The 26,268-nt window shown below is 68.3% G+C and carries 24 protein-coding genes and 3 pseudogenes; 15 read left to right on the top strand and 12 right to left on the bottom strand.

The window, feature by feature from the left end:
• Positions 1-76: 76 nt before the first annotated feature.
• The 6 genes from ACZ7IB_RS44735 (at position 77) to ACZ7IB_RS44710 (ending at position 4,350) form a co-directional block, all read left to right on the top strand.
• Complete coding sequence (locus tag ACZ7IB_RS44735) at positions 77-265, top strand: DUF6333 family protein (protein WP_470920795.1); 189 nt, start codon at positions 77-79, stop codon at positions 263-265.
• A 194-nt stretch (positions 266-459) separates the two neighbouring features.
• Entirely contained in the window at positions 460-606 is a 147-nt protein-coding gene (locus tag ACZ7IB_RS44730; protein WP_470920793.1) for a hypothetical protein, read from the top strand.
• A gap of 633 nt (positions 607-1,239) precedes the next feature.
• On the top strand, positions 1,240-1,635 hold the full coding sequence (locus ACZ7IB_RS44725) for a DUF6281 family protein (RefSeq protein WP_470920792.1): 396 nt from the start codon (positions 1,240-1,242) through the stop codon (positions 1,633-1,635).
• 70 nt (positions 1,636-1,705) lie between these two features.
• On the top strand, positions 1,706-2,311 hold the full coding sequence (locus ACZ7IB_RS44720; protein ID WP_470920790.1) for an acyl-CoA-like ligand-binding transcription factor: 606 nt from the start codon (positions 1,706-1,708) through the stop codon (positions 2,309-2,311).
• Between the two features lie 120 nt (positions 2,312-2,431).
• Entirely contained in the window at positions 2,432-3,976 is a 1,545-nt protein-coding gene (locus ACZ7IB_RS44715; RefSeq protein WP_470920800.1) for an MDR family MFS transporter, read from the top strand.
• A 59-nt stretch (positions 3,977-4,035) separates the two neighbouring features.
• The gene (locus tag ACZ7IB_RS44710) at positions 4,036-4,350 is read left to right on the top strand and encodes a helix-turn-helix domain-containing protein (protein WP_470920798.1); all 315 of its coding nucleotides are present in this window, start codon (positions 4,036-4,038) and stop codon (positions 4,348-4,350) included.
• Here the strand turns inward: ACZ7IB_RS44710 and ACZ7IB_RS44705 are convergent.
• From ACZ7IB_RS44705 to ACZ7IB_RS44695, 3 genes are all read right to left on the bottom strand, one after another.
• Positions 4,236-4,526 (bottom strand): hypothetical protein, encoded by a 291-nt coding sequence (locus ACZ7IB_RS44705; protein ID WP_470920801.1) that lies wholly within the window; start codon positions 4,524-4,526, stop codon positions 4,236-4,238. The two genes, ACZ7IB_RS44710 and ACZ7IB_RS44705, sit on opposite strands and share 115 nt — an antisense overlap.
• Before the next feature lie 424 nt (positions 4,527-4,950).
• Positions 4,951-5,463, bottom strand: coding sequence for an NUDIX domain-containing protein (locus tag ACZ7IB_RS44700; protein ID WP_470920789.1), 513 nt, complete (start codon positions 5,461-5,463; stop codon positions 4,951-4,953).
• 958 nt (positions 5,464-6,421) lie between these two features.
• The gene (locus tag ACZ7IB_RS44695; protein WP_470920787.1) at positions 6,422-7,027 is read right to left on the bottom strand and encodes a sigma-70 family RNA polymerase sigma factor; all 606 of its coding nucleotides are present in this window, start codon (positions 7,025-7,027) and stop codon (positions 6,422-6,424) included.
• A gap of 78 nt (positions 7,028-7,105) precedes the next feature.
• On the opposite strand from ACZ7IB_RS44695, the gene ACZ7IB_RS44690 reads away from it, so the two are divergent.
• On the top strand, positions 7,106-7,933 hold the full coding sequence (locus ACZ7IB_RS44690; protein WP_470920797.1) for an alpha/beta fold hydrolase: 828 nt from the start codon (positions 7,106-7,108) through the stop codon (positions 7,931-7,933).
• Positions 7,934-8,227: 294 nt separating this feature from the next.
• Here ACZ7IB_RS44690 and ACZ7IB_RS44685 read toward each other — a convergent pair whose 3' ends face one another.
• Entirely contained in the window at positions 8,228-9,001 is a 774-nt protein-coding gene (locus tag ACZ7IB_RS44685) for an RNA ligase family protein (RefSeq protein WP_470920786.1), read from the bottom strand.
• Between the two features lie 331 nt (positions 9,002-9,332).
• Here ACZ7IB_RS44685 and ACZ7IB_RS44680 point away from each other — a divergent pair.
• Positions 9,333-9,635, top strand: a pseudogene (locus ACZ7IB_RS44680) (transposase); the annotation flags it as partial.
• 415 nt (positions 9,636-10,050) lie between these two features.
• On the opposite strand, the gene ACZ7IB_RS44675 reads toward ACZ7IB_RS44680, so the two are convergent.
• Together ACZ7IB_RS44675 and ACZ7IB_RS44670 are read right to left on the bottom strand one after the other, a co-directional pair.
• Entirely contained in the window at positions 10,051-10,608 is a 558-nt protein-coding gene (locus ACZ7IB_RS44675; protein ID WP_470920785.1) for a DUF4232 domain-containing protein, read from the bottom strand.
• Positions 10,609-10,943: 335 nt separating this feature from the next.
• Positions 10,944-11,273 carry a hypothetical protein gene (locus ACZ7IB_RS44670; protein WP_470920784.1) on the bottom strand — a complete coding sequence of 110 codons (330 nt, stop codon included), beginning with the start codon at positions 11,271-11,273 and terminating at the stop codon, positions 10,944-10,946.
• On the opposite strand from ACZ7IB_RS44670, the gene ACZ7IB_RS44665 reads away from it, so the two are divergent.
• A complete protein-coding gene (locus ACZ7IB_RS44665) occupies positions 11,272-12,834 on the top strand; it encodes an FAD-dependent monooxygenase (protein WP_470920783.1) in 1,563 nt (520 codons plus the stop codon). The genes ACZ7IB_RS44670 and ACZ7IB_RS44665 overlap by 2 nt on opposite strands.
• 261 nt (positions 12,835-13,095) lie before the next feature.
• On the opposite strand, the pseudogene ACZ7IB_RS44660 reads toward ACZ7IB_RS44665, so the two are convergent.
• Both ACZ7IB_RS44660 and ACZ7IB_RS44655 read right to left on the bottom strand, forming a co-directional pair.
• Positions 13,096-15,530 (bottom strand): annotated as a pseudogene (locus tag ACZ7IB_RS44660) (Tn3 family transposase); the annotation flags it as partial.
• Positions 15,531-15,658: 128 nt separating this feature from the next.
• Positions 15,659-15,928, bottom strand: a complete 270-nt coding sequence (locus tag ACZ7IB_RS44655; RefSeq protein ID WP_470920782.1) for an amidohydrolase family protein — start codon at positions 15,926-15,928, stop codon at positions 15,659-15,661.
• Between the two features lie 146 nt (positions 15,929-16,074).
• Between ACZ7IB_RS44655 and ACZ7IB_RS44650 the strand changes: the two genes are divergently transcribed.
• Both ACZ7IB_RS44650 and ACZ7IB_RS44645 read left to right on the top strand, forming a co-directional pair.
• Complete coding sequence (locus tag ACZ7IB_RS44650) at positions 16,075-16,500, top strand: hypothetical protein (protein WP_470920781.1); 426 nt, start codon at positions 16,075-16,077, stop codon at positions 16,498-16,500.
• Positions 16,501-16,739: 239 nt separating this feature from the next.
• On the top strand, positions 16,740-16,868 hold the full coding sequence (locus tag ACZ7IB_RS44645; RefSeq protein ID WP_470920780.1) for a hypothetical protein: 129 nt from the start codon (positions 16,740-16,742) through the stop codon (positions 16,866-16,868).
• 179 nt (positions 16,869-17,047) lie between these two features.
• Here the strand turns inward: ACZ7IB_RS44645 and ACZ7IB_RS44640 are convergent, their stop codons facing one another.
• On the bottom strand, positions 17,048-17,665 hold the full coding sequence (locus ACZ7IB_RS44640; protein ID WP_470920779.1) for a TOPRIM nucleotidyl transferase/hydrolase domain-containing protein: 618 nt from the start codon (positions 17,663-17,665) through the stop codon (positions 17,048-17,050).
• Here ACZ7IB_RS44640 and ACZ7IB_RS44635 point away from each other — a divergent pair.
• The 3 genes from ACZ7IB_RS44635 (at position 17,664) to thpR (ending at position 19,462) form a co-directional block, all read left to right on the top strand.
• Entirely contained in the window at positions 17,664-18,404 is a 741-nt protein-coding gene (locus tag ACZ7IB_RS44635; RefSeq protein WP_470920777.1) for a LuxR C-terminal-related transcriptional regulator, read from the top strand. The genes ACZ7IB_RS44640 and ACZ7IB_RS44635 overlap by 2 nt on opposite strands.
• Before the next feature lie 218 nt (positions 18,405-18,622).
• On the top strand, positions 18,623-18,796 hold the full coding sequence (locus tag ACZ7IB_RS44630) for a transposase domain-containing protein (protein WP_470920775.1): 174 nt from the start codon (positions 18,623-18,625) through the stop codon (positions 18,794-18,796).
• 69 nt (positions 18,797-18,865) lie between these two features.
• Positions 18,866-19,462, top strand: coding sequence for an RNA 2',3'-cyclic phosphodiesterase (gene thpR, locus ACZ7IB_RS44625; RefSeq protein WP_470920773.1), 597 nt, complete (start codon positions 18,866-18,868; stop codon positions 19,460-19,462).
• 132 nt (positions 19,463-19,594) lie between these two features.
• On the opposite strand, the pseudogene ACZ7IB_RS44620 reads toward thpR, so the two are convergent.
• The 3 genes and pseudogenes from ACZ7IB_RS44620 to ACZ7IB_RS44610 all read right to left on the bottom strand — a co-directional run.
• A pseudogene (locus ACZ7IB_RS44620) lies at positions 19,595-19,804 on the bottom strand (ArsR/SmtB family transcription factor); the annotation flags it as partial.
• A 646-nt stretch (positions 19,805-20,450) separates the two neighbouring features.
• Positions 20,451-20,840, bottom strand: a complete 390-nt coding sequence (locus ACZ7IB_RS44615) for a hypothetical protein (RefSeq protein ID WP_470920771.1) — start codon at positions 20,838-20,840, stop codon at positions 20,451-20,453.
• A 213-nt stretch (positions 20,841-21,053) separates the two neighbouring features.
• The gene (locus ACZ7IB_RS44610; protein ID WP_470920769.1) at positions 21,054-22,007 is read right to left on the bottom strand and encodes an NADP-dependent oxidoreductase; all 954 of its coding nucleotides are present in this window, start codon (positions 22,005-22,007) and stop codon (positions 21,054-21,056) included.
• Between the two features lie 665 nt (positions 22,008-22,672).
• Here ACZ7IB_RS44610 and ACZ7IB_RS44605 point away from each other — a divergent pair.
• Positions 22,673-25,876, top strand: a complete 3,204-nt coding sequence (locus ACZ7IB_RS44605; protein ID WP_470920768.1) for a glycosyl hydrolase family 95 catalytic domain-containing protein — start codon at positions 22,673-22,675, stop codon at positions 25,874-25,876.
• The last annotated feature ends 392 nt before the right edge of the window (positions 25,877-26,268 follow it).

Below are 26,268 nucleotides of genomic sequence, written 5' to 3'. Positions count from 1 at the left end.
CACCCGGACAGAATGACGCCCACGCGCCGTCCACCACAGCATCCGGACGGCGCGTCACATCACAACAGGGCAAACGTTGCCTGATGCGGCACTAGACGCCGACCCCGGGTCCTTCTCCTGGGAAGGTCTTACGCGGCTCGCCCTCCAGCGTGTCACCCCGCTACTCCGCAAGGGCTGCGCACTGTCCGTGTTCCGCGTCCGGCACACCGAAGGGCCCACCGGCGACCTGGAAGACACCTGGATCGGCGAGTTCGACGAGTTCTGACCGTAACGATCTGAAAAAGATGGCGAGTTGACGGGGAGATGCCGCATTAGCTCCGGAACTCCCGACCGGCTCACCCCAAGTGTGGACAACAGGCGGCGCGACCAGACCAGTTGACCTCGCAACCCGCGGCGCCGCGTTCCCAGGGGGAGAAGTTAGTGAACACTCGGTTACATCAACCTGCGCGCCGCCGGCGCGTGTGGGCGCGCCTCGAGCTCGCCCTCACCGCCGCGGCAGCCGTGCCCCTGACCGACCTGCCCGGCCTCGACCAGGCGGAGGCCGCGAAGGCGCCCAACGTCAAGCTGGTGCGGTGCAACGAGAAGTTCCTCAAGAGGACCGCGTAGTGGGTCAGGAGCAGTGCCCAGATCTCCTGCTCGACCATGTCCGGTGTTTTCGAGCCCAATACACCGCCGCGGCCGCGTTGATGGGTCTTGATCTCGCAGAGGCTGGACTCGAACTCCCAGCGTTCGGCATAGGCAGCCGCGAGTTCAGCGGCACTGGTTTCGTCCGGATCCATGATGGTGGTGATGAGGCAGAAGAGTTCTCCTTTTCCCTCACGGTTCGTCACTTCGTATTCGACAACACGGACCGGAATCCCGGACGGATCCTCGATATGCGCGGATCCGCGGTACCTCTGGTTCGCACGTCGGCTGCGAACCTTCGGGTCCGGGGGAAACGATTCGTACGAACCGTCTCCGAGGGGCCGGACGACGCGCAGGTGAGGGCCATCAGGCATGCGCCACATCAGAGTTCAAGCGACGCCGAGATTACTCAGACCGGATGTGGCGCTCACCGGGGCCGCGCCGGCCGACCACGAGCACTCACGAGGCCGGACACACCTCCGGGCTGGAGCAGATCGGTTCGGGACACGAGAGCCTCATCATGTGCACGATCTCGTTTACATGCACAACGAAGGCAAGGACTCTCGGCAAGGGAGACATCCTCGCTCATCGCGGCATCTACCGAGAGGGACACCCATGAGCCGGACCGGGCGATCCACGGGTGTGCTGCTGGCGGCGACCATGGTGATGTCAGCAGCCGCGTGCACGGCCGACAGCAGTAGCGGTGGGGAAGAATCGGCTTCCTGCGTCAACCGGTTCACCTACCGGGACCGATCGTATCGGGACGTAGCGAACGTAGACTTCACGGTCGGGAAGAAGCTCGGCGCCGCCACCAAACCACCCTGCGACGACACCGGCGGCCGGGAGAAGGGCGAGGAGCCGGCCACGACGGAGGCTGCCTACAAGGTGGACGGCATCTCTCCCAAGGTGGCTATCGCCATCGGGGACACACCTGAAGAAGCCACGTTCTTCGCCGCTTACTCCGGCTCAGAGCTCCCACCCGAGGTGCAAAAACTGTTCGACGGCTCCTGATGCGGTCCACGATCACGTGCCAATCGGCAGAATTTTGCGCACCGCGCAAACTTGCATATCATACACTTTCATGAGTGTCGACGACATGCCCCTCAGACTGCGCGAGCGTAAGAAGCGTGCGACGCGTGACGCCCTCGCGGACGTGGCGCTGCGCATGGCAGCGGACCGAGGATTCGAGAACATGACCGTGGAAGCGGTCACCGATGTGGTCGGCGTCTCTGTGCGCACCTTCTTCAACTACTTTCCGTGCTTGGAAGACGCGATCACCCGTCCCGACCAGGACAGCGCAGAGCGGGCCCGTCGGGCAGTGCTCAACGCACCGAAGGAACTCACGGCACTCATTGCTCTGCGCGAGGCGATCGGCCAGGAACTCGCCCATATCGAGGAGGATCACGAACGCTGGGAGCTCCAGATGGCCGTACTCAGGACGAGTCCTTCGCTGCTGCCCGGATTCCTGGCCGCCCAGGGCGCGGACGAACGCGCACTGGTCGCTGTCGTGGCCGAGCGCCTCGGCCAGGATCCCGAGTCCGATCTCTACCCTCGGCTTCTCGCGCACGTGACGATCGCTGCCGTGCGCGCCGCCGTCGAGCTCTGGGCGGCCTCCGGCCGTACTCGCACGTTCCAGAGCATCTATCGCGAGGCGTTCGCCTCGCTGGCCGCCGGTCTGAGCGGCTGAAGCACATCCGAAGCCCCCACCGGGGGCCTTTCACCAGAGAATGAGGAACGTCAGCCGATGACCGCTGCCGTCACACCCGAAACCGGTACCGCCGGTGCGCCCGAGGGGGCCGCACCAGTCATGACGCGTCGTCACATACTCCAGGCCATGTCGGGCCTGATGGCCGGCATGTTCGTGGCCATCCTGGCCTCCACCGTGGTCTCCAACGCCCTTCCCAGGATCATTGCCGATCTGCACGGCAGCCAGTCCGCATACACCTGGGTGGTCACCGCCGAGCTTCTGGCGATGACGGCGACCGTCCCGATCTGGGGGAAGCTGTCCGACCTCTACGACAAGAAGCTGCTCATCCAGCTCTCTCTTTCGATGTTCATCGTCGGCTCGCTCGTCGCCGGCTTCTCGCACAGTGTCGGCCTGCTCATCGTGAGCCGTGTCGTGCAGGGCATCGGCGCGGGCGGTCTCACGGCGCTCGCCCAGGTCGTGATGGCTGCGATCATTCCCCCGCGTGAACTCGGCCGCTACTCCGGCATCTTCGGCGCCGTCTTCGCTGTCGGCACCGTCGCGGGACCGCTCATCGGCGGCGTGCTCGTGGACACCTCCTGGCTGGGGTGGCGCTGGTGCTTCTTCATCGGTGTGCCGTTCGCCCTGCTCGCGATCGTGCTGCTCCAGCTGACCCTGAAGCTGCCCACGGTCCACAGAGAGGTGAAGATCGACTATCTCGGTGCCGTCCTCATCATGAGCGGGGTCAGCGCACTGCTGCTGTGGGTGACCCTCGCGGGCAACCGGTTCGACTGGGCGTCGTGGCAGACCGTCGCCCTGGTCACCGCCGGTGTGGTCCTGCTGGTCGCCGCGGTCCTGGTCGAATCCAGGGTTCAGGAACCGATCATCCCGCTGGACATCTTCCGCAACCGCACCGTGACGCTGACGACGGTGGCGAGCCTGCTGGTCGGCGTGGCCATGTTCGGCGGCACGGTGTTCCTCTCCCAGTACTTCCAGATCTCGCTCGGCAAGTCGCCGACCATCGCGGGCCTGATGAGCCTGCCGATGATCCTCGGTCTGATGCTTTCCACGACCATCGCCGGGCAGATCATCTCCGCCCGGGGCAAGTGGAAGGGCTTCCTGATCGCGGGCGGCATCATCATGACCGCGGGCATGGGCCTGCTGGCCACGATCAGCGCGGACTCCTCGTTCGGGCTGCTCAGCCTCTACATGGTGGTACTCGGCGTCGGCGTCGGCATGCTGATGCAGAACCTGGTACTGGCGGCTCAGAACGACGTGCCCGCGTCGGAGCTCGGCGCGGCGACCTCGGTGCTGTCGTTCTTCCGCAGCCTCGGTGGGGCGATCGGCACGAGCGCGCTGGGCGCCGTGCTCAGCCACCGGGTGGCAAGCGAGATGGAGAAGGGCTTCGGCGGGGCGGCGGACAACGGGGGCGCCGGACACGGCGTCCCCGACCTCACCACTCTTCCCGAACCGGCCCGGCAGGTGGTCGAGCACGCGTACGGGGTCGCGACCGCGGATGTCTTCTTGATCGGAGCCCCCTTCGCGTTTCTCGCCCTGATCGCGGTGCTGTTCATCAAGGAGAAGCCGCTCAAGACGCAGAGCGGCATGGAGCGGCTCGCGGAGGAGAACGCCGCCGCAGCAAAGGCGCAGGCTGCCCCGACGCACTGAGCCCACCGAGTTCCAGGAGGAGTACCGCCGTGCCCGGACAGAATCTGCGGACACGCAAAATGCAGCGTACGTGTGAGGACGTGGCGCGCACGGCGGCCAGGCTCTTTCTCGCCCAGGGGTACGAACGGACCACCGTCGACCAGATCGCGGACGCGGCGGAGGTCTCCCAGCGCACGGTCTTCCGCCATTTCCCCGCCACGGAGGATCTGGTGCTGGCCCCGCTGACCGCGAGCGGGGACGCTCTGGCACGGCGCTTCGGTCACGGCTGGAGGAAGAAAGTCCCATGCGCGCGATGCGCGCGGCGTTCGGAACGGTCCTCCGCACTCTGCAGGAGGGCGGCGCATCCGGTGTCGATGCGTCGCTGCTTCGGCTGATCGGCCGGACGCCGAGCCTGAGCACCGAACTGCTGCGCCGCGCCGCTGGTCTTGAGACGCGGCTGGCCGAGGTCCTCGCCGAACGGGAAGGCATCCACACCGGTGGTTCCGACGTGCGCCCCCCAGCTGATGGTCGCCGCGGTCGGCAGCGTGGCGATGCGGGGCTGGTGCGGCAAGGAGGACACCACGCTGTCGCACATCGGAGCGCTGCTGGAATCGGCCCTCTACCACATGGGTCCCGGACTCTTCGGAGACTGGCGCAGCGGAAGCAACGGTGGCACGGCCACGTCACGGCTGGATGCCGAAAGATGGATGAAGGATCAGCGCGCGGAGTTCTCCCGGGGGTTGGGTCTGCGCAGCGATGGCCCGTGCACGCCGCCCCTACTGCGGCCCCAGCCCCGGCTCGGGGCTGCAGATCTGGCACTGTGTCCGGCTCCGCCGCAGCAACCTTGGGGCCCTGACGAAGTAGTCGAATTCAAGGACGTGGACGGCGGCGGTGGCATCGGTCACGTCCAGGCGCGGCGCGGCAACGGGGATCGCTTGGGTGTTCACGTTGGTGTCGCCGTACGTCGACCGGAAGGGTGGCAAGGCGTCAGAGCTTCAGGTCTGGTGGCAGGTGGGGTCGAATCCGTGGTGCAGGTAGACAGCGGTGCCCAGGGCCAGGGCACCGGAGCAGGCGCGCAAGCGCCGGACCATGTGCGGGGCAAGGAGGGTGCCCCACTGGTCGGAGGAGGCCAACTGCCAAGCGGTGAGCTCGTCGTGGTCGAGCTGGATCCGTTTCTGCGCCTCGTGTTCGGTGATCAGCCCGCCGTCGAAGAGGTAGTTGGCCAGCGGCGGGCGCCCGTCGGCCTGCTCCGGTACCCAGTCGACGGCCAGCAGCCGACCCGGCGTGAGATCGATGCCGAGCTCCTCCTTGACCTCGCGCCGGACCGCCTGCCGCGGGTCCTCTCCCCCGTCCAGTCCGCCGCCGGGGATCTCCCAGGTGCCGTCGCCGTAGGACGGTTGAACCAGAAGAATGCGACCAGCTGTGTCGTGGAAAATTGCTCCAGCACCGGCGATCTGCTCGGGCAGGGAGGCATAGTACTCAGCGGGCGGGAGATGCGCGGTACTCATGGGGCAGGACGCTAACCGCACCGCCCACGGGATCCACGACGCATCCCCGACCTGGCGCAGAAAAGTGACAAACCGGTGCGATTCTCACTTCAGAGGCAGAACCTGATACTTGGTCAGTTCGCCGCCGCGTCGGCTGGCTCTGTACACAGGTATCGACAGCAGCTGCTCATGTTGATGAGCAGCTGCTGATTTTGCCCCCAGTCGATGTCAGGAGCATGAGCAGTACCTAGCCGGTGCGCCCCGACCGAGCTTGGCTGGGCCACCTCTGGCGGGGCTTTCCTGCTCGACAGCCCTCCCGGGCAGGCTGTCGGTGCCCCGTGTTTGGATACGGCATCGGGCTTAATGCCGGCGGACGAGCCCTGACCGAGGTACACGCCGAGGTACCGGCCCTGCGGGCCGCTGACCACGCTTGCGGACATCCGCACGCTCCGCTCCGTTCTCACGCAGGCGTGGCAATGCCCCGGGGCCCCGCGAAAACCTGCTCACCAGGCGGGAGCAGGAAGTCGTGGACCGGATTCATGCCGGGTACGCGTCCGAGTTGATGCCGCCGGGGCCGCTGCCGCTGATTCCGCTCGTGCAGCTCCATGCCGGGGACGTGCCCGGACTTCCTTGCCCCGAGGGGACGGACATGCTGCAGGTGCCGTGGTCCTCCTTCAAGCCCTTGCCGACTCCCAACTCGCAGCTCAGCACCAGGAGATCGAGCACCTCCGCCGCCAGCAAGCCCCCGGTCGCCCCTCAGTGGTTCGTCGACTGCCCGACTACCGCTCCAGCGATGTGACCTCCGTCGCAACGAGAGTGAAACGGTGACCTCGGCGAAAGAGACACCGGCCATGCACTTGCCTGGGCGCACACTTCCCCGTCGCCTACTGTGTCAGTTCCTGAGGGAGTCGTTATGACTCTGCGGCCTTGCTCAACAGCGGTGAGCTTTGATGTAGCCCGCTCATTCGGCCGCAGAGGCTCAGGCGTCGTTCCTGAGCTGGTCGAGTTGGATCTGGTAGGCGAGGGTGCGACGCACGGAGGCTGACGCGGTGATGGTGGTGATGGCCTTCGCGGGAATGTCGAGACCACGGCTGATCTCGTCGTACGCGTCCCGGTAGCTGCCGGGCATTTCAGCCTGGTGCAGCATCAGGTCCTCTTCGAGGAGGCGCCGCAGCTCGTCGACGTTCTGAGGAGTGAAACGCTTCTTCCCCCGGGCGATGGCGTTGACATAGCGGGTGCAGCGGGCGGTGTCGAAGGTCTCGGAGATTTCCTCGGCGAGACCCCAAAGGCGCCCTTCGAGCCATGGGACATCGTGCTGGTCGAGGGAGAGCCCCATTGGGGATGGTGGCTCGCCCACCTTGCACTTCGTCACCTGCTTGGACACGGCGGGCTGACTCATGTCGGCGAGCTGGGCAATTCTCTCCTGGGTCCAGCCGAAATCAGCGAAGAGCTTGATCATTTCAGCGCGCAGCTTCCGCATCTCCTCGCCCGCACGGATGACCTCGTTCATGCCTGCAAGCATGCGCTCGGCCTGTTCCTCCGTCAGTTCCTCGGGGTTCTGGTGCGTGTCCTCTTCGGCTGCCATAGCTCGGTTATATACCCGAGTGCCCCGCCAGCCATAACCAGGTTGTATAACCGGGTTATGGCTGACAAGATCCAGGTCATGCCAGCCTTCTCTGCACCTGACGGAACCCAGCTCGCCTACCGCGTGATCGGAGACGGCGACCCAGTCGTCTGCGTCCCGGGAGGTCCCACGGACTCTCTCTACCTCGGCGACCTCGGCGGCCTGTTCACGCACCGTCAGCTGATCGTTTTGGATCTCCGCGGCACCGGCCGGTCCGCGATTCCCGAAGACACCTCTTCCTACCGCTGCGATCGCCTGGTCGACGATGTCGAGGCGCTGCGTGAGCACCTCGGGCTCCCCCGGATGGACCTGCTCGGCCACTCCGCCGGCACGAATGTTGCGACGCAATACGTCGCCCGGCACCCGGAGAGCGTCAGCAAGCTCGCCTTGATCGGTCCTGGTCCCCGAGCTGTTGGTATAGCGATCACTGGAGAGATGCGACGCAAGCACGCGCAGCTTCGGAGGAATGAGCCGTGGTTCCCGGCGGCATTCGCCGCCCTGGAAGCGATCACCGAGGGCACGGGCAGCGACTGGGAGGCCATCGCACCCTTCTTCTGGGGCCGTTGGGACGCCGCGGCACAGAAGCACCATGCGGCCAGCCGGCCAAGTAACAAGGAAGCTGTCGCTCTCTTCGCGGCTGAGGGTGCCTTCGACCCGGAGACCACTCGTGCGGCGCTCGCCGGCTGCGAGGCACCAGTCCTGCTCCTTGCGGGAGAGTTCGACTTGAACAGCCCCCCTCAGTCGGCGGCCGAGTTCGCGGCACTCTTCCCCGATGCCACACTCGTGGTGCAGCCGGGAGCGGGCCACTACCCCTGGCTCGACGACGCCGACCAGTTCGTGGCGACCACTGCGGCATTCTTGGGGTAGAGACCCCCGCTCCCGCCTAACGGCCCGGAGTCGGATACAAAACCGTACCCATCGGGCCCCCAGCGACAGAAACACCCTCATGGCCACATCGCCATAGTCACGACGGGACACTTGTGTGTCGGCAAGTATGACGCCCAATACCAGCGGCGCTCCCGACACGCCGGATCCCCACCACAGCGCGCGATGCCGCTTCTGGTCCACTTTTCAGCCGCCGTCTGCACGGGCTCATGCATGCCGGCCGCCGCACGTGGGCGAAGCGGGTCGCGGCGTCGCGGGCCCGGCCGCGAAAGGAGGTCAGCGACTACGTGTGTTCTGGGTGCGGCGATTGAGGGTGCGCCGGTAGTCCTGGAACCGGGCCTTGGCGATCACCGAGCGGTCGCCGCTGCGGAGCACGATGCCCTCGGGATGGCCGCCCGCGCCCTCGTCCAGGGCCACGCGGGTCGTCGGCAGATGGTCTGCGAGAAACATCTGCATCTCAGCAATGCCAGTCGGCAGGTCGCTCGCGTCCACTACGGCCAGCCGCGGGACGAGCTCGATGTCTTCGGTCTTGGCAGCCTGGGTCAGTTCGTACTCGGAGAGGAACCGTTGCCCGCCGTCCTCACGCCAGCCGGAGATCTGGGCCCGCGGCCGCTCCAGGACGTCGAGCGGGACGTCGGCCGCATCGAACATGCGGTAGCCGACGGAGCGGTTACTGGTGTACTCGCGGCTGGCCGCGGTGACCTTGCCGCCGTACACCTCCAGGTACAGGACCCGGATGCCGCTGGTGGGCGGGTTGATGCGCTCGGCGAGGGGACGCAGTACGTCGGCAATACCGAGGGCGGGGTTCCCTATCAGATCGCCCCGGGCGTAGAGGAGTTCCTCTCGGCTTCCGAGGACGTAGTCACCGCCGGGGAAGCTGACGATCCGGCCGTTGGTGCCGTCGACCTTCTCGGTGAGGTACACATCGCCGTTGAACGCGGTCGCCTCCTCGATGAGGCCGCCGTTCTTCGGATCGAGCACATGGTAGGTCGGGATTGACGGATACTTGGTCGCCGTGTTGAGGGCAGCGAGGTCGATGGTGCGGATCACGGTGTGCTTTCCTTCCTGATTCAGGGAGTGTCGTGAACGCCGGGGGCGGAATGCGGAATAGGGCCGTAGTCAGAACTAGCCGCACGACAGCAGGAGCCGGCATCGGACGTCCTGCAGCGGGCTCAGGCCGAGGCCACTCAGGGCGACAGCGAGCCCGGCATCCCACCCTCCGCTGACCACCCGTTCGGCGAGCTCGGCCATGTCAACAGCCTTGGTACGTGGCCGCTGGCCACGGTGATGACGTGCGCAGCAAGCGTGCACTGTGGCCCGGTGTTTGAGCAATGCGTTTACATCTTGACGACCACGCGGGCCTGGGCAGGCTTGCCTCTCTCGAAGTAGCCGGCCGATCCGACTCCGCGCGTCCGCACTCCACGCCGACAAGGGCTACGACTACGACCACGCGCGCACATGGCTCCGCAGCCGGAACATCACACCCCGCATCGCCCGCATGGGCATCGAGTCCTCGACGCCCCTGGGCCGGCACCGCTGGACCATCGAACGCACCATGGCCTGGCTCAGCGGCTGCCGCAGACTCCACCGCCGCTACGAGCGCAAGGCCGAACACTTCCTGGCCTTCACCGCCCTCGCCTGCACCCTCATCTGCTACCGCCGCCTGGTGGCGGCGAAGCCGTAAACCATTTGTCCTGCCAGTCGCGGTGGCAGCAACTCTCCACGACAGTGGGAACGAGATCGCCGGTCGTCGCACGTGCCGCACCGGCGCTGGCGGGAGGAGGGGCAGGGCGAGAATCGCGGTCGGGGCGGCTTTACGCCGCTGTGTGGAATGCAGCGGATACGAGTACAACGGTGCGCCTGCCCGCGCCTCTTGCCGCGAACTGGTGGACAGCATCGTGGAAGTGGAATGGTCTGCCTTTCTGCGCCACTGGGACGTCAACGGCGACCAGGAAGTCGCGCTTGCCGAGATGGTGGCGGCCGAACCCGACCGTGACGACTGGCGGGTGATCGACGCCGCGCTCGACAGACTGGTCTGCCGGAGTAGCGCTGGGCACCTCCGGACCGAGCGCGGTAACGCATACGACACCCTCCGACCGTCAGGAACCGGCAGCGCGGAAGGCAGTAGCACGGACAGTGCTGCCGCAGAGCGCGAAGTCGCCACCGTCATCCGGCGCCAGCTGCTGCCTTCCGCCCGCGACACCCACCACGATCGAGGGCGCGACGGAAGGCGCGGCGCCGGAGACGCAGTACCCGCCCGCCTCACCAAGAACCGGCGTGAAGGAGAGTTGCGTAGAGGCCCGGCCGCCGACCGCCAGTTGCACTGGCCCTATCTTGCCCTGCCGGACGACATTGAGGGGTTTGTTCCTGTCCGGCGAGCCCTGACCCGCGAGAGCCACAGTGGGAAAGCCGCTCAGCACGCACGGCTTCGGACCCTGGTTGATGACGGTGATCCGTACCTGGCTGGGCTCCATCCGCTGCGCGCTGCTCGCGACGAGTTGGGTGTTCGTACATGGGGCAACCGGGGCCCGCCTGAGGGCGGCCCCATCTGCCGCTGCCCCGGAACCGGTACCTGCCAGCAGGCATCCAACCAAAGCACCCGCCACTAGCAACACGGACGAGGCCTCGGTCACGCTGCTTCCCGATGTGTATTTCATGGACTGTCCTTCCACCGTTCACAAGACGCCTCAAAGCCCCGGCCGCCAAGTGCTCTCTGGCTGGTTCGGCAACCGGGCCCGACGGAGCACTGGACCGGAATCGTCCGAGGCTGAATGACACCGCCCGCTCCATACCGGCTTCCACCCCCTCTCAGCGTCGCACCTACCCCCGCCATCGGCTCGCGTAGGGCTCTGACCTGGCCGTGACCTCGGATGGTGCATGGCCTGCCACGCATGAAAAAGGCCGCAACCGTGCGCCACCTCGTGAGCACAAGGGCGGTCTGGAGTCTTTACTCGCCGACGGGCCAGGCATACCGACTCGCTGTAGTTTCTGATTACGCGCCAGGCTGAGGTAAGCCACCATCGCATTCGCTCATGCTGGTCCAGCCGTCGATGGCCGACAGGTTGTCCCGGTTGACGGGGTCACCGAGCGCGCCGACGCGGAGCTTGCGGCGCTGACCGCCTGATCGCCTGACCACCTGATCGAGCCGATCGAGGACCGGCCGGTGCACCGGCGGGCGGCGGGTGAGGTAGCCGAGCAAGAGCGCGGACGGCCCGCTTCCCGTCCATCCTCGCGGGGCCGGTCCCTTGACATCGCGGCGCCTGATGTGGCTGGTCAGGGCGGTGAAAGGGCCTCTTTGGCCCTCGGTCATAGTGGGCGCCATGGACTATGACGTAGTGGTGGCCGGAGGCGGCCCGGTCGGACTGATGCTGGCCTGCGAGCTCCGGCTCGGAGGCGCGCGGGTGGCCGTCCTGGAGCGTCTCACCGAAGTGGACCCGACGATCAAGGGCGGGGCGATCACCACGCCCAGCGCCGAGGCGCTCTACCGCCGGGGCATGCTGCCCGCGCTGGCCGAGGTGCAGCGGCAGGCGATGGACCGCTTCCAGGCGTTCATGCGCGAGCGGAACGGCGGGGACGGAGGCGGGACCGCGGGCCAAGGGCTCGGGTTCGTCGGGCACTTCGCCGGAATCATGCTGCGCGCCGACCTGGTCGACCGTACGGAGCCGGGCTTCGGCGACGCCGGACCCGCCGCCGAGATCGCTCTCGTGGCGCAGCAGGACATCGAGCGGCTGCTCGGCGGGCGGGCGGACGAGCTCGGCGTCGACGTGCGCCGGGGGGTGGAGCTGACCGGCTTCGACGCGGACGATGGGGCCGTCACCGTGCGGACGAGCGACAGGGCGATACGCGCCGGCTGGCTCGTGGGCTGCGACGGCGGCCGCAGCGCGGTCCGCAAGCTCGCGGGGTTCGAATTTCCCGGTACGGACCCGGAGATCACCTGTCACCAGGCGGTCGTGGAGATGACCGGCACCGAGGACCTGAAGGTCGGCTGGACCGCCACGGACATCGGGGTGTACGCCTACGGGCCGATGCCGGGCCGCGTCGTCACCGTGGAGTTCGACGGCCCGCCGGCCGACCGGGACGTGCCGGTCACCACCGAGGACCTCCAGGCGCGGCTGCGCCGCGTATCCGGCGTGGACGTCACGATCACCGGGGTGCGGACCGCGACCCGCTTCACCGACCACGCCCGCCAGGTCACCGAGTACCGCAAGGGCCGGGTGCTGCTGGCGGGCGATGCGGCGCACGTGCACTCCGCGTTCGGGAGCCAGGGGCTGAGCCTGGGTATCGGGGACGCGATGAACCTCGGCTGGAAGCTCGCCGCGGTGATCGGCGGCCGGGCGCCGGAAGGGCTGCTGGACACGTACACCTCCGAGCGGCACCCGGTCGGTGCGTGGGTCCTGGACTGGACCCGGTCCCAGGTCGCGGCCATGCGCCCGGACCCGCAGTCCCGGGCCCTGCGCGAGATCGTCAGCGACCTGGCGGGGACGGTCGTGGGCACCACGTACCTCACCGCGCGGCTCAACGGTGCCGGGGTGCGGTACGAGCTGCCGGGCGAGCACCCGCTGACCGGCATCAGCACCCCGGACCTCGAACTCACCGACGGCGGCCGCCTCGCGGACCACCTCCACGGCGGCCGGGCGCTCCTGCTCGACCTCACCGACGACCCGGAGCTCCGGGCCCTCGCTGCGGGGTATGCCGGCCGCGTCGACACCCTGACGGCCGGCTGCCCGTCCCGCCCGAAACTGGCGGCGGTCCTCGTCCGTCCGGACGGCTTCACGGCCTGGGCGGCCGACGCGGGGGCGCAGGCGCCGACGTCGACGGCCGGGCTGGCGGAGGCGCTGGAGGAGTGGTTCGGAGTGCCGGAGGGTGCGGTGACGCCGGGCTGATCTGCCGCCCTGCTGACTGACTCGAACCACGAGCCGATCCCACCCACGGCCGCCGCACCCACCCGGTGTGGCGGCCGCCCGCACCCCAGTCCCGGCCCAGCAGCAGCCCGGAGCTCTCACCGGCCGCCTACCGCACCCGCCGCCACGCATAGCCGCCACGCCCTCCGCCGGTGTTACGGCTCCCGGCACCCTACGAGCCGGTGACCAGTGCAAACGTCACCGCCGGGACAGCCCCGGCGGTGACAGTCACCCGCACCGGGGTCACACCTCTTCGGCCGCGTCCGGGTCGCGCAGCGGGCGCAGGCCGCCCGGCAGTTCGGGGAACTGGAACGAGTACCGGCCGAGCATGTTGACGTGGTGCCGTACGAACGGGGAGAGGCGGGCCACGTCCTCGTCGCGGACGTCGAAGCCGTCCGCGCGCAGCTGGTTCACCGCGGCGTCCATGTACCGCGTGTTGAACAGCACGAGCGCGTTGAGGACCAGGCCCAGGGCGCCGATCTGGCCTTCCATACCGTCCTGGTAGCGCTGGTAGAGCTGCCCGGCCTTGCCGTGGAAGATCTTCCGGGCGAGCGCGTGGCGGCCCTCCTGGAGGTTGGCCTGCACCTTGATCTGCCCCCGGTAGTCGGGCTCGTCGGCCAGGCGCAGGATGTGCAGCGTCTTGGCGATCCGCCCGTAGTGGGCGATCGCGTCGCCGAGCGGGGTGGGGCGCCCGTCCCGCGACAGCATGCGGATGACGTCGTACACACGCACGGCCCCGGTGTGGATGGACCCGATGATCCGCAGGATGTCCTCCCAGTGCCGCTCGACTCGCGCGAGGTCGACCCGGCCGCGGGCCGCGTCCTGGAAGGCGCCGTAGTCGGCGGCCCGGTCGATGCGCCACATCTTCTGGTCCGGCAGGTCCGCGAGCTGCGGCGCGTACGCGAACCCGGCCAAGGTGAGCAGGCCGAAGACGATGTCGAGTACGAGGCGGTGTCGGTGACGATCATCTCGGGGCGCTTGCCGCCGTCGCGGTCGTAGAGGACGTCCAGCACGTACAGCGAGTCGCGCGGAGTGCCGGCCACCACCTTCCCGCCCAGCCCCGCCGCCTGGTCATTGATCACGTTCAGCCAGGTGGCCCCGCCCCGGCGCCCGAAGTACTTCGGGTTCGGCCGCGCATACACCGACGGCACCGGGACGACGAACCGCATGCCGTCCACCGAGGCGACCAGACCCCCGCCCCACGCCTGCGCGAGCGGGATCACCGCCTGGTGCTCGATCAGGGTGGCGTTCGCCGCCCGGTACGTCGCGAGACGCAAATATGTCTGGTCGACGTGGGACAGCCGCCCGTACTTCAGCGCGTCCCCGGCCCCGATGACCGGGGTATAGCCGACGTTGCACCCATGTGCCACCAGCAGCGCGGCGATGGTGACGTACAGGTCCTTCAGCCTCGCCTCACCGCCGGTGACCGAGGTGAACGCCTGGTCGGCACCGGTCCACGAGAACACCTCCAGCAGCGCCTCCGGCAGGTCGACGCGGGGCAGCGTCGCGTTCACCGCGGCTCGCAACTCCAGCAGGGAGGCCGGTTCGGGCTCCGGCTCCAGGGCGGCGAAGTGCAGCCGTCCGTCGTCGTCGAACACGATCTGGGAGTTCGCCGGCACCCGCCCGGCCACCTCACGGTAGGTGCCGTCCAGCAACGCGGCCCGCGCCGCCAGGTGCTCGCCCGCCTCCGCGGGCAGCGCGAGCGACGCCAGCACGGTCGGCTTGGCCTGCTCCCACGCCTCCCCGTCCAGAAGCTTCGCCCGCGGGTCGCCCCACTTGGAGGAGTTCTTCGCGAACACCTCCCGCCGCCGCAGCATCCGGTGCAGATGCTCCAGCACACAGAACGCGTACCCCTTCCAATCCACCGTGCCCGGCTCCAGGTGCGGCGCGGACAGCACCAGGCGCTGCCAGGAGCCGGTGAGCAGACCGGCGTCGATCTCGGCGGGGCCGACCTTCTTGCGGCCCATCAGGTCCGGCAGCGAACGCAGGGCCCTCAGGACGGGCAGGCCCTCCGGGGTGGCGCCGAAGTCGACCACCGTCACCAGGAGCTTCAGAAACGGCCGTACGGTGCCGAACCGGGTGACCAGCTGGGTCCGCCATGCCTCGTCCGCGTCGGAGTCAAGCGGCGGGGTCAGCTCGAACAGCGCGGCGATCGCGGCGGCCAGCTCGTGCCGCGGCACCACCTGCTCGATCCGCTCCCACATCGCGTCCAGCGTCTCCACCTCGGGCGGGGTGACCTCCCCGGTGTCGGTGTCGACCTGCTCGGACGTGGTGTCGAACACGATCTGGAAGGCGGCGGCCAGCTTCGCCGACGCCCGCTCCACCCGCGGCAGGCTCTTCAGCTTCTCCTTCGCCGTCTCCCGCTCCGCGCGGGCCAGCAGCTTCGTCGCGATGAGCACTTCGAGCAGGTCCAGGGCGTCATCGACCGCGCAGGTCGTCAGGTAGACCGCGGTCGCCAGCAGCGTCGCCAGGCGCCGGGAGTCGCCGTGCCGGCGCAGCAGCGACGCCTTGCCGTCGATGCCGTACCGGGACAGCTCCGCCAGCCGCCGCGGCGGTATCGCGGACACGTCCACCTCGCCCATCCCGAGATCGGAGACCTCCGCCGCCCGCTCCAGCGCCCACTTCATCTGGGGCCCGGAGATCCGCACCGGTCCCCGGCGCAGCCGGTCCAGCTTGCTGCGGCAGGTGCGCCGTCGGGTGGCGGATGCTTGGCGGCGCCGACGACCACGGGTGGACCCGGAGCTTCGGCTTGTACCGGAGCATGAGGGAGCCCGGCTTGGCCGCCCGCCGAAGGCGTCCGCGAAGGTCACTGTATGGACGTGTCGCTGCCGAGACCCCGGGGGTGTCTGAGTGCTCCACCTCGTTTTCGTGTGGTCAGCGGCTCGCTGCGTATATCTGTTGGCCTTCGACGTACGTCTTGTACGACCTTGGTGGTGGCGATCTTCTCGGGCGACCCGGCGAACGGGTCGCGGTCCAGAACGGCGAGGTCGGCGTACTTGCCCGCCTCGATGGTCCCGGTGACGTCGTCGAGGTCCGCCAGCTCCGCACCCCACAGCTCCACCTGATCCGAAGTCACCACACGACGATCACTGCAGGCACGGTGACCCACGCGGCGAGTGTCGCCGCGAGACCACGGGAGACCCCGCATGGCTGACTACTATCCGTACCAAATCGCGACCGGGAGAGGGGACCTGACGCTGATCTGGCGGCCCGGAGAGGGCGATGCCCCCCGATGAGCTCGTCGTTGACGACCTCGGAAGACTCCTCGCGTTCCATGACCTCAAGATGCTGCGGGAATACCGTGATCACAACGACTGGGAGCTCATCTGGGAGGGCGAATCCACTCTCGATCTGGCCGCCGTACGGCGGGTCGAGCACCCTGACCTTGGCTCGGTGCCGGCAGGACTGCTGCTGGACGCGTGGAACTTCTTCGAAGACCTCTCCCACAGCCTGAAGGCCAGCCCACATCTTCCCTCCCAAGGGTCGATCCACGACAGCGCCTACGAAAAGATCTCCGGCGGTGATGCTCTCGAACCGACCGCTGGCAAGGGAGCCTGGACGGACGAGGAGACCGCAGCCATGCGCGAATTCCTCCGCGCGGGGCTGGATCTCTGGGAGCAGGCCGTGCGTGGGTCCGGCGCCGGCTGATCGAATCTCCGAAACTTCCGCGCGCACTCAGCTCAACTGCCGCTGTAGTAGACGCGCTGTCGGCACCACTCGCTGTCAGCGCGGCGGCGCCGCGTCAAGCGCCTCCGCCGCCCGCTGCGCGGAGCTGGGCGCTGGAGGCGGACCGTGGCGCCCTCGCACGGCCGAGGCATCTGCGGACGACACCCCGCCCGGTCTGCGACACCTGGGGCCCGCGCAGCCTTGCGGCGTGTCCCGGCTGGGTGCCCAGTCCTGCGATACTCGCTCAGCCTCACGACGCGCGTCTTGACCAAGGCCACCCGGCGGGGCTGGGCTTCGACGCGTTCACCGACCTGCTGGAGGACTGGGTGCCGCGCGAGCAGACGCCGTAGAAAAGGGCGGGATCGTCGGTAGCCCGGTCCGTGTGCGGTGCCTCACCATCTTCGGCGGCAGGCTGCTGAAGTGGATCCAGGTCGTGGCTGGAGCCTGCCCAGACGGCGCCCCCTGGTCAACTCCATTAACGACCCGCGCTCAACCACTGTCGTCACAACAGCCCTCCTCGTCCACCCAGTCACACGCTCGTGAGGAGGTCGTCGAGGGGGGCCGGTACCTGTTCGAGGTCGAGGGCCTCGACGAGGAGGCGGCCGTAGCGGATCTTGCGGCCTTTCTTCGTGCCGAGGAAGCGCCGCAACTGCTGCTGTCGGGGGCGGCCGTGGTGTGCGGGCTGGTGCAGGAAGGTCTGCCAGGCGCGGAGGTCGCCCTCGGTCCGGACGACCTCCTCGACCCTTGCCGTGCCAAGCGCGCGGATGAGCTCGTCCTCCAGGTCCGCCGCGCACACGAAGATGTCCCTTCGTGGCGCCCGTGCCCGCTGCATGCCTCGGTCGAAGAAGCGCTGCTCGCGCTCATCGCACAGTCCTGCCAGGCGCAGGCCGAGGCCGGGCGGCCCAAGAAGGCCGGCGTAGCGGCCGACGCTCATCGCCCCGCCCATCGGCACCACGCACACCCCCTCGGTGGCCAGGTCCCGGCCACACCGTGCGGCCAGTGCCTCAACGGCCGCGAGGTCACTCAGCCCTTCCAATAGCACCACCGTCCGCACCCCCAGTCGCACAGCCAGATCACTCGCCGGCCCGCCGGGACCGCCGCTCGCCCAGCCACTGACCGCGTCCCGGAACGCTCGCATCTCCGCCATGGAGCGATTCTGCACCTTCACCGATGGCACGGCACGGAATTATTCGACGGCCCCGCTCGACATGGCCGGGGTCAAGGCACGGGTGTACGCAGACACCCGCCGGCAGAGCGGCCCCGGTCGATGGAGCAGCTCGTGCGTGTTCGACGTCGCCGTTCGTGCAGTGCAGGCGCAGGCCGTCGCGGCTGGCGTCGCACAGGATGCCATGGGCCTTCTGTATCAGCGTCAGGTAGAGCTGCGGGACCGGGGCTTGACGAGTTCGTCGAACGGCATCGTCGCGACCCGCCGGCTGCGCGCGCTCCCGCACCCGCCGCGAGTGATCACCCTGACCACCTTCGACCTGGACGAGTACGTCTACGATGCGCTCGCCGCCGGCGCGGACGGCTTCCTGCTCAAGGACATCGAACCGCGCGAGATCATCCGCGCAGTTCATGTGGTGGCAGACGGCCAGGGCATGCTGCATCCGGCTGCCGCCCGTCGCCTGATCGACCGCTTCCACCGCGCCGCCCGCCCCGAAGTGATGGAAGCTCGCACCCGGGTCGAGGGCCTGACACCTCGCGAGACGGACGTCCTGGCACGGCTCGCGCTGGGCGATTCCAACGCGGAGATCGCGGCGGCGCTGGGCATGCGCGAAAGTACCGTCAAGTCACACGTCAGCCGGATCCTCGGTGCGCTCGGCGCCGGCAATCGCGCCCAGGCTGCCCTGCTGGCCCGCGACGCGGGGCTGGGCGGCCACAGCTGACCGGTTCGCCGCGGGGAGACCGTCCGTCCCCCGTTATCTTTTTCGCGGTCCTGCAAGAGGGCCGCTGGCCTCCGGCCCGGCATGACTGTTGCCCCCTGTCGAACGAATGACAATGCCGTTGCCTTTATGGCCGCCGGGCGGTTGAAGCGATGTGTTGACATCCCGTCTGGAACAGCTGGGCCTGGGGGGTCCTTACTCGGTCGTGTCCGCCTGAGCTGGTGGACCGGGTGGTGGGTGAGGCGGGGCGCGCGGAGAAGCGTCGGCGTCTGTTGTCGGCCCGGTTCACGGTGTACTTCGTGCTGGCGATGTGCTTGTTTCCGCAGGCCGATTACCAGGAGGTCCGGCGCCGGGTGAAACCGGCGATCCAGGTCTGCGGTCTTGGACCGGGGTGAGGGCCCCCTCTCCCGCATTACCTGGGCCGGCTGCCGCGTCCACTACCCAGGTGCGGTACGAAGTCCGGTGTGAACGAACAGACTCAGCCCGCGACCATTCGCGTGTTCATCGCCCTTGCCCCGCCCGACCACGCGAAAGAAGAACTAGCCCGGGAGCTGCGCCCCGCCTATGACACGCACCCTCACATGCGGTGGAACCGCGTCGAGGACTGGCACATCACCCTGGCGTTCCTCGGGGAGCTACCGGCCGAAACGGTTCCGCTCCTGCGCCTGCCTCTCGCCAAACTCGCAGCGGACCACCAACCACTCTGTCTGGCACTGCGTGGCAGCGGAAGCTTCGACGACCGGGTGCTGTGGAGCGGAATCGACGGAGACCTCGATGAGTTGCACATGCTGGCCGCCGATGTGCGAACCGCGGTCAAGAACTGCGGTGTCGCCTTCGAAGATCGGCCCCTGCGCCCCCATCTGACGTTGGCCCGTGCCCGCCGAGGAGATCGGTCCTCGGCAGGAGAAATCGCCGAAGGGCTCGCCGGATTCACCGGCCGCCGATGGCCTGCCGAACGTCTGCACCTGGTCGGCAGCAACGTCGGCCGTAGCCGTGGACCGATCCACTACCGCGACATCGAGGCCTGGACCCTCGGCAAGGGGAACCGCACTGGATCTTGAACGAACCAATCAGGCCGACTGGCTCGTATGAACCGACAGCACCTCCTGCCACCACCGGCCTTCGACCTGGGTCGAAGGATCGCGATCGAACTCGCGTGGCTGTTCGTTTGCGAGAGCAGGGGCGCCCGCCCGCTACAGGCGGGCCGGTGCCTCTTCGGTGGCAGCTGCGAGGGTGTCGCGGATTCCCATGCGCAGGTGTTCTACGTGCTAGACCGCCTGGTCGATGAGTTCGGCGACGTGGTTGTCGTAGAGGGCGTAGATGATCGAGCGGCCGTGGCGTTCGCCGGTGACCAGTCCGAGGTTGCTCAGCAGACGTACCTGGTGGGAGCAGGCGGATGCCTCTGTACAGCACCCAGTTGGGGTTCATCAACCGCAGGAGGCTCTGATCGCGCTGGGTGAGCCGAACATGGCCGACGGCCAGGGGCTGGCGCATAGGCCGGCTCAGCGTGCTACCGCCTCTCCCTGACCGCTTGACAAAGACGATTGGGAATCAGTCACAGTGACTGGCGCGGGTGCAGCGCTGGACGGGGGCCTACAGGTCGACCTCGATGTGCTCCACGTCGGTGTACTACACGAAGAGTCAGGCAGTCCGGCGGCCGCCGTCCTTGAAGTAGGTCAGCGTCCGCTCACAAAGCTGGGCGGCTACGGGTGGGGCACACTCGGCGCAATTCTGCACCTGGCTCGTATCCCGTACGAGGAGCCGGAGCCCGAAGGGCGCAAAGGCCCTTCGGCGGAGGGACGGTAGGCCGCCGACCGGCCCTGTGATTCGACGCAGATCGAGGTGGTCGCTCCCACAGGCCCGAGTATTGAGTGCGGGATCGGTGACGGCCCGCCGCTGATCCTCACCGGCGGCGCCGGGGACTGGTCAGTCGTAGAGGAGACGGGCCGACCGGTCTTCAGCCTGAACGCGGACTACTCGGCCGGGCATGCGCCTCGACGACGAACGCCAAGTCCCCGGCCGCACCCGGTAGCCCGCGGGGAGAAGGTCCTACCGCATCTCGGCGTTCGGGTGGGGCTGGGTCTGGAGCCGTTCGCGGAGGTCGATCTCCTCGGGGGTGAGCGGGTCCTCGGGCCGGCGGATGCGGGCGGGCTTGGGCCGGAGCGGCAGACTGTCGTCCACCGCGGTAGCCTCGGTTTCGGCCAGGGCCCGGTAGAGCGAGGCAACCGATGGGGACGTGCCCGCGTTCTTCCCGGTCGTGATGGTGAGCTTCTTCGCGATCTCGGGGACGGGGACGCCCTTGTCCTTCAGCACGACGGCGAAAGTCAGCATGTCGTCGTCGATGACCTTCGGCCGTCCGCCGTGGTCACCCTTGGCCGCCGCAGTGACCTGGCCTTCGAGGGTCTTCTCCCGGATGTTGCGCTCGATCTGCCCGGCCACGGCGAGCACTCCGTCACCGCTGCCCCGGCCGAGCCCACATCCGTGGCCCGGAGGCGCCGGTGAGGACACCGAGCTGCTGGCCGAGGTGATCCCGCACGCTGGGACTGTTCAACCCGCCCGAAGATCCGTGGAGACGCACGCGATCTCTCCCGGCCACATACCCGGGGCCACCGTGCGGCCGGCCTGAAAGCCTTCTTCTCTCGCCGGGGTGGGTCACTGGGGTGCGATTTGGATGATGACTTTCCCACGCGGATGCTCCTGTTCCAGAGCCTCGTAGGCTTCGCGGGTCCGGGGCAGGGGGACCACGCGGTCGACCATTGGCTTCAGCCGGCCACTGTCGATCAACTGTGTGATCTTCTCCAGTTGGGTGCGGTTGGGCTCCACGACGAAGAAGACTCCGCGCGCTCCGCGCGCCGCGGCCCGCTCCGGTTCCGGTGGGGCGGCGATGCCCACCAGGACGCCGCCGGGGCGCAGTACGTGCCAAGAGCGTGTCTGAGTGTTGCCACCCACCAGGTCGATGACCACATCGACGTCCCTGACATGGTCCTCGAAGCGCTGGGTCCTGTAGTCGATGACGGTGTCGGCGCCCAGGCTGGTGACGAAGCCGATGTCGCGGGTGGACGCGGTCGCGGTGACCCTCGCGCCCAGCGCAGCGGCGATCTGTACAGCAAACGAGCCGACCCCTCCGGCGCCGCCCTGGATGAGGACATGTTGCCCGGGTTCCAGCAGGGCGTGGTCCACCAGCGCCTGCCAGACGGTGAGTGCCGCCAGGGGCACGGCTGCGGCCTGGATGTGGTCCAGGTCTTTCGGCTTGGGGGCAAGGATGCCCGCGGGCACACTGACGTACTCGGCGGCGGCCCCGTCGTGCACGAAGGGAATGAGTCCGTACACCTCGTCGCCGACTGCCGCGGTGGTCACCCCCGGACCGAGTGCGGCCACAGCACCCGACATCTCATGGGAAGGGATGGTCGGGGTTCGGTCGGGGCCGCTCCCGTCGACACTGCCGGTCCAGGTCGCCGGCCAGGTGAGCTCGTCGGCGGTGACGGAAGCCGCGCGGACAGCGACGAGTACCTCCCCGCGGCCCGGCTCGGGGCACGGGGCATCCTCGTACACGAGCTGTTCGGGACCACCGCGTGTGTGCGCTCGTACAGCGTGCATGGTGGGCATGAACATCACCTCAGCGTCGAGGCGCGCGCAGCGCCTCTGCTCCCGCTCATCAGCCTTTGCGAAGGCCCGGGCACCCGGCCCCTTTGGAGTGGCCTTACGCACCGGCTTGCGGCCTGGGCGAGCCACGTCACGCACTTTCACCGTAGGCCGACCATGTGGATGCAGCAGAACGACAGGCCGGGCGGGTGCGGGGCACGGAAGTGTGTTCGGCAGGAGAAGCGCAAGTGCCGACGGCAGGAGCTCACCAGGGCTTGCCCAGCGCTGCACGCCGGTTGTGGGCGGTTCGGGCAGAGCGGCAACGTTGCGGCACGCAGAGCTCCAGCGTCCTGGCCGGCTGAAGCCACGGGGAACGCGAGGCGATGCGCGTGCTGCCGGCCACCCGGAAGGGTGCCGTGCATGACGCTACCGCCGCTATCACCTGCAAGACACTGACCGTCTCCGCGCCGGATGACCTCCGTGCCGAACGGCGTCGCCTCAGCCGGCCGCAGCAGGTCACGCGCTCTGCCGGCCTCCCTGGCGCGGCGCGCCGCCGCATTGATTCCGTGGCGCACACCTCTAGACCTCCGATCTATCATCCGGCAAAGATGGCCACACCCTCGATGCATGTCGATGTTCCCGTCACGCCCTCCTTGAAAGAGCCGATGAATAGTCCAGGAGATCTCACCGTGATCAACGAATCCCAACCGCAGCGACGAAGCATCCTCAAGTTCGGCGGTTCCCTCGCCCTTGCACCTCTGATCGCACAGCTGACCGGCGGAACCCCTGTGGGACAGGCCGTCGCCGCAAGGACCGACGCACCGGTGGCCGTCCAGTGGCCGACCCTGTCGCGCAAGGCGCTGAAGTACTCCGTCCCCGCCATTGACTGGCAGTCGCAGGCCCTGCCGATCGGCAACGGCCGGCTCGGCGCCATGCTCTTCGCCGATCCCGACGAGGAGCGCATCCAGTTCAACGAGCAGAGTCTGTGGGGCGGTGTCAACAACTACGACAACGCCCTAGCGGGCAAGCCGGACAGCGCTTTCGATACCGGCATGACCGGCTTCGGCTCGTACCGGAACTTCGGTGATGTCGTCGTCGCCTTCGGTCCCGGTTCGAAGGTCACGGCCCCGGGTGGGCCATACCGCACCAACTCGTCGGAGGGCGTCGACAAGACGCACGACGGTAATTCGAGCACCAAGTGGTGTATCGAGGCGCCCGGCTCGAAGGTGCAGTGGCAGGTCGAGCTCCCCGACCCCGTCGCGGTCGCGTCCTACCGTCTGACGAGTGCCAACGACGTGCCGCAGCGCGACCCGCAGGAGTGGACGTTGTCCGGTTCCACTGACGGCGCCACCTGGACCACGCTGGACAGCCGCACTCTGGCGACGCCCTTCGAGAGCCGTTCCCAGACGAAGGAATTCACCTGCGCCGACACCGCCGCCTACCGCTTCTACCGGTTCGACTTCGTCCCCAAGGCAGGGGTCAGCCACTTCCAGGTGAGCGAGATCGGTCTGCCCGGCGTCGACCTCGGCGGGGACGGTTCGATGTACCTGTCGTCGCCGAGCGGGCACTCTGAGGGATCCCGTGCCGGGAGGCGGTCCGGGGCCAGAGGCATCTCGAATTCGGTGGACCGCGATCCGGCCACGGTCTGGCGGGCCGACGCCGCCGCACCGGCGATCGTCTGGCAGGCCGACCTGCCCCGCGCGGTCGTCGTCACCTCGTATGCGCTGACGGCGGCTCCGGACCGTCCACAGGACGACCCCGGGCGATGGGCGCTCGAGGCGTCGCAGGACGGGCGTACCTGGGTGACCCTCGACACGCAGAACCCCGGGGCGCCCTTCGCCGGCCGCGGCGAGACCCGGACCTTCCGGGTAACCAACAGCACTGCCTACCGCATCTACCGGCTCACCCTGACCCCCGGCGCATCCTCCACCGGCTTCCAGATCGCAGAGATCGCGCTGGAAGGCAATGGCTTCGACACGCGCACGCAGCACGCGGTCGTCGACTACCAGCGCGCCCTCGACTTCGTCGAGGGTGTCCACGTCACCCGCTTCGGCGCGCCGGGACGGCGCGTCCTGCGGGAGGCCTTCGCCAGCCGGTCCGCGGACGTCATGGTCTTCCGGTACACGTCGGACAGAGCCCGGGGACTCTCCGGAACGATCTCACTGACGTCCGGACAGGACCAAGCCCCGACGGCCGTCGACGCCGACGCCCGGCGGATCGCCTTCAGCGGTGTCATGGGCAACGGCCTCAAGCACGCGTGCACCGTCCGGGCTGTGCACACCGACGGCGACTTCCGCGCCGACGGGTCGGTGCTCCGGTTCAGCGGCTGCACGACCCTGACCCTGCTCCTCGACGCCCGCACCGACTACAAGCGCGACGCCACCGCCGGGTGGCGCGGAGCCGATCCGCAACCGGTCGTCGTCAGGGCGCTCGACAAGGCGGCCGCCCGGTCCTACGACGAGCTGCGCGACGAGCACACCGCCGAGATGCGCGCCCTCATGAAGCGCGTCTCGGTCGCCTGGGGCACTTCCGACGCCGCCGTCGTCGCTCTGCCGACCAACGCCCGACTGGCACGTTACGCGGAGGGCGGGGAGGATCCGACACTCGAGCAGACGATGTTCGACTACGGCCGATACCTGCTGATCAGTTCCTCTCGCCCGAACGGTCTGCCCGCCAACCTCCAGGGCCTTTGGAACGACAGCAACCAGCCGGCGTGGGCGTCCGACTACCACACCAACATCAATGTCCAGATGAACTACTGGGGAGCCGAGACGACGAACCTGCCGGAGTGCCATGAGGCACTCGTCGGGTTCATCGAGCAGGTGGCGGTGCCCAGCCGCGTGGCGACCCGCAACGTCTTCGGTAAGGACACGCGTGGCTGGACCGCCCGCACCAGCCAGAGCATCTTCGGCGGCAACGCGTGGGAGTGGAACACCGTCGCGAGCGCCTGGTACGCGCAGCATCTGTACGAGCACTGGGCCTTCACCCAGGACCTCGCGTACCTGCGGGATGTCGCCTACCCGGTGATCAAGGAGATCTGCCAGTTCTGGGAGGACCGGCTCGTCGAGAACGCGGCCGGTCAGCTGGTGTCCCCCAACGGGTGGTCGCCCGAGCACGGCCCGCATGAAGACGGCGTGATGTACGACCAGCAGATCATCTGGGACCTCTTCCGGAACTACCTCGACTGCGCGGCGGTGCTCGACGTCGACCCCGAATACCGGGCCACCGTCGCCGACATGCAGTCACGGCTCGCGCCCAACAAGATCGGCCAGTGGGGGCAGCTGCAGGAGTGGCAGACCGACCGCGACGACCCGAACGACATCCACCGCCACACCTCGCACCTCTTCGCGGTCTACCCGGGCCGCCAGATCACCCCGAAGACGCCCGCCTTCGCGGCCGCCGCCCTCGTTTCGCTCAAGGCACGGTGCGGCGAGAAGGAAGGCGTCCCGTTCACGGCCGCGACGGTGTCGGGCGACAGCCGCCGCTCGTGGACCTGGCCCTGGCGGGCGGCCCTCTTCGCTCGCCTCGGTGACGGGCATCGCGCCCAGATCATGCTGCGCGGACTGCTGGCCTACAACACGCTGCCCAACATGTTCTGCAACCACCCGCCTTTCCAGATGGACGGCAACTTCGGCATCTCGGGCGCCGTGGCGGAGATGCTCCTGCAAAGCCACGACGGCGTCATCCACCTGCTGCCCGCCCTGCCGGACGAATGGAAAGCCAAGGGTTCCTTCACCGGGCTCCGCGCCCGTGGCGGCTACGAGGTCAGCTGTGAGTGGCGGAACGGGAAGGCCACGTCCTACAGAATCGTGGCCGACCGGGCGCGGAACCAGCGGAATGTCACCGTGCGGGTGAACGGCGTCGACAGGAAAGTGAAGCCGATCAAGCCCTGACGGCGGCACCGGCTCGTTGCCGCAGCGGCCAGGCCGACGGCCACACCGCCGCGCGAAGCGCGGCAAGGGTCGTCGGCATGGCCCGCCGTCCCGCGGCGGTCCCCGGCATTCCGGAGTCTCAGAACCACGCCGCGCAACTTGCCCGCGAGCCGCGCGCCGTGTCTCTTTCGGGCGCCGTCCGGTGTGAATTCTCGGTTTCTAATGGTGCGCTTAGCGACTCTGAGCTGTTGTCCCGGAGCTGAGCTGAAAAGTTTTCGCGGGCAGGTGGTGAGCTGCCCCGCGAAGAGTCAGCTCCCGGACCTAGTGCCGCATCAGGCAACGTTTGCCCTGTTGTGATGTGACGCGCCGTCCGGATGCTGTGGTGGACGGCGCGTGGGCGTCATTCTGTCCGG

Source organism: Streptomyces sp. NPDC037301, from assembly GCF_055602785.1.
This window is presented reverse-complemented; position numbering and strand designations above follow the sequence as displayed.

Bases quoted from the DNA above. Each gene is read 5' to 3' on its own strand.
- ACZ7IB_RS44725 (WP_470920792.1), top strand. From the start codon at position 1,240: ATGAGCCGGACCGGGCGATCCACGGGTGTGCTGCTGGCGGCGACCATG.
- ACZ7IB_RS44720 (WP_470920790.1), top strand. From the start codon at position 1,706: ATGAGTGTCGACGACATGCCCCTCAGACTGCGCGAGCGTAAGAAGCGT.
- ACZ7IB_RS44715 (WP_470920800.1), top strand. From the start codon at position 2,432: ATGACGCGTCGTCACATACTCCAGGCCATGTCGGGCCTGATGGCCGGC.
- ACZ7IB_RS44710 (WP_470920798.1), top strand. From the start codon at position 4,036: ATGCAGCGTACGTGTGAGGACGTGGCGCGCACGGCGGCCAGGCTCTTT.
- ACZ7IB_RS44700 (WP_470920789.1), bottom strand. From the start codon at position 5,463: ATGAGTACCGCGCATCTCCCGCCCGCTGAGTACTATGCCTCCCTGCCC.
- ACZ7IB_RS44695 (WP_470920787.1), bottom strand. From the start codon at position 7,027: ATGGCAGCCGAAGAGGACACGCACCAGAACCCCGAGGAACTGACGGAG.
- ACZ7IB_RS44690 (WP_470920797.1), top strand. From the start codon at position 7,106: ATGCCAGCCTTCTCTGCACCTGACGGAACCCAGCTCGCCTACCGCGTG.
- ACZ7IB_RS44675 (WP_470920785.1), bottom strand. From the start codon at position 10,608: ATGAAATACACATCGGGAAGCAGCGTGACCGAGGCCTCGTCCGTGTTG.
- ACZ7IB_RS44665 (WP_470920783.1), top strand. From the start codon at position 11,272: ATGGACTATGACGTAGTGGTGGCCGGAGGCGGCCCGGTCGGACTGATG.
- ACZ7IB_RS44670 (WP_470920784.1), bottom strand. From the start codon at position 11,273: ATGGCGCCCACTATGACCGAGGGCCAAAGAGGCCCTTTCACCGCCCTG.
- ACZ7IB_RS44650 (WP_470920781.1), top strand. From the start codon at position 16,075: ATGCCCCCCGATGAGCTCGTCGTTGACGACCTCGGAAGACTCCTCGCG.
- ACZ7IB_RS44635 (WP_470920777.1), top strand. From the start codon at position 17,664: ATGGAGCGATTCTGCACCTTCACCGATGGCACGGCACGGAATTATTCG.
- ACZ7IB_RS44640 (WP_470920779.1), bottom strand. From the start codon at position 17,665: ATGGCGGAGATGCGAGCGTTCCGGGACGCGGTCAGTGGCTGGGCGAGC.
- ACZ7IB_RS44610 (WP_470920769.1), bottom strand. From the start codon at position 22,007: ATGCCCACCATGCACGCTGTACGAGCGCACACACGCGGTGGTCCCGAA.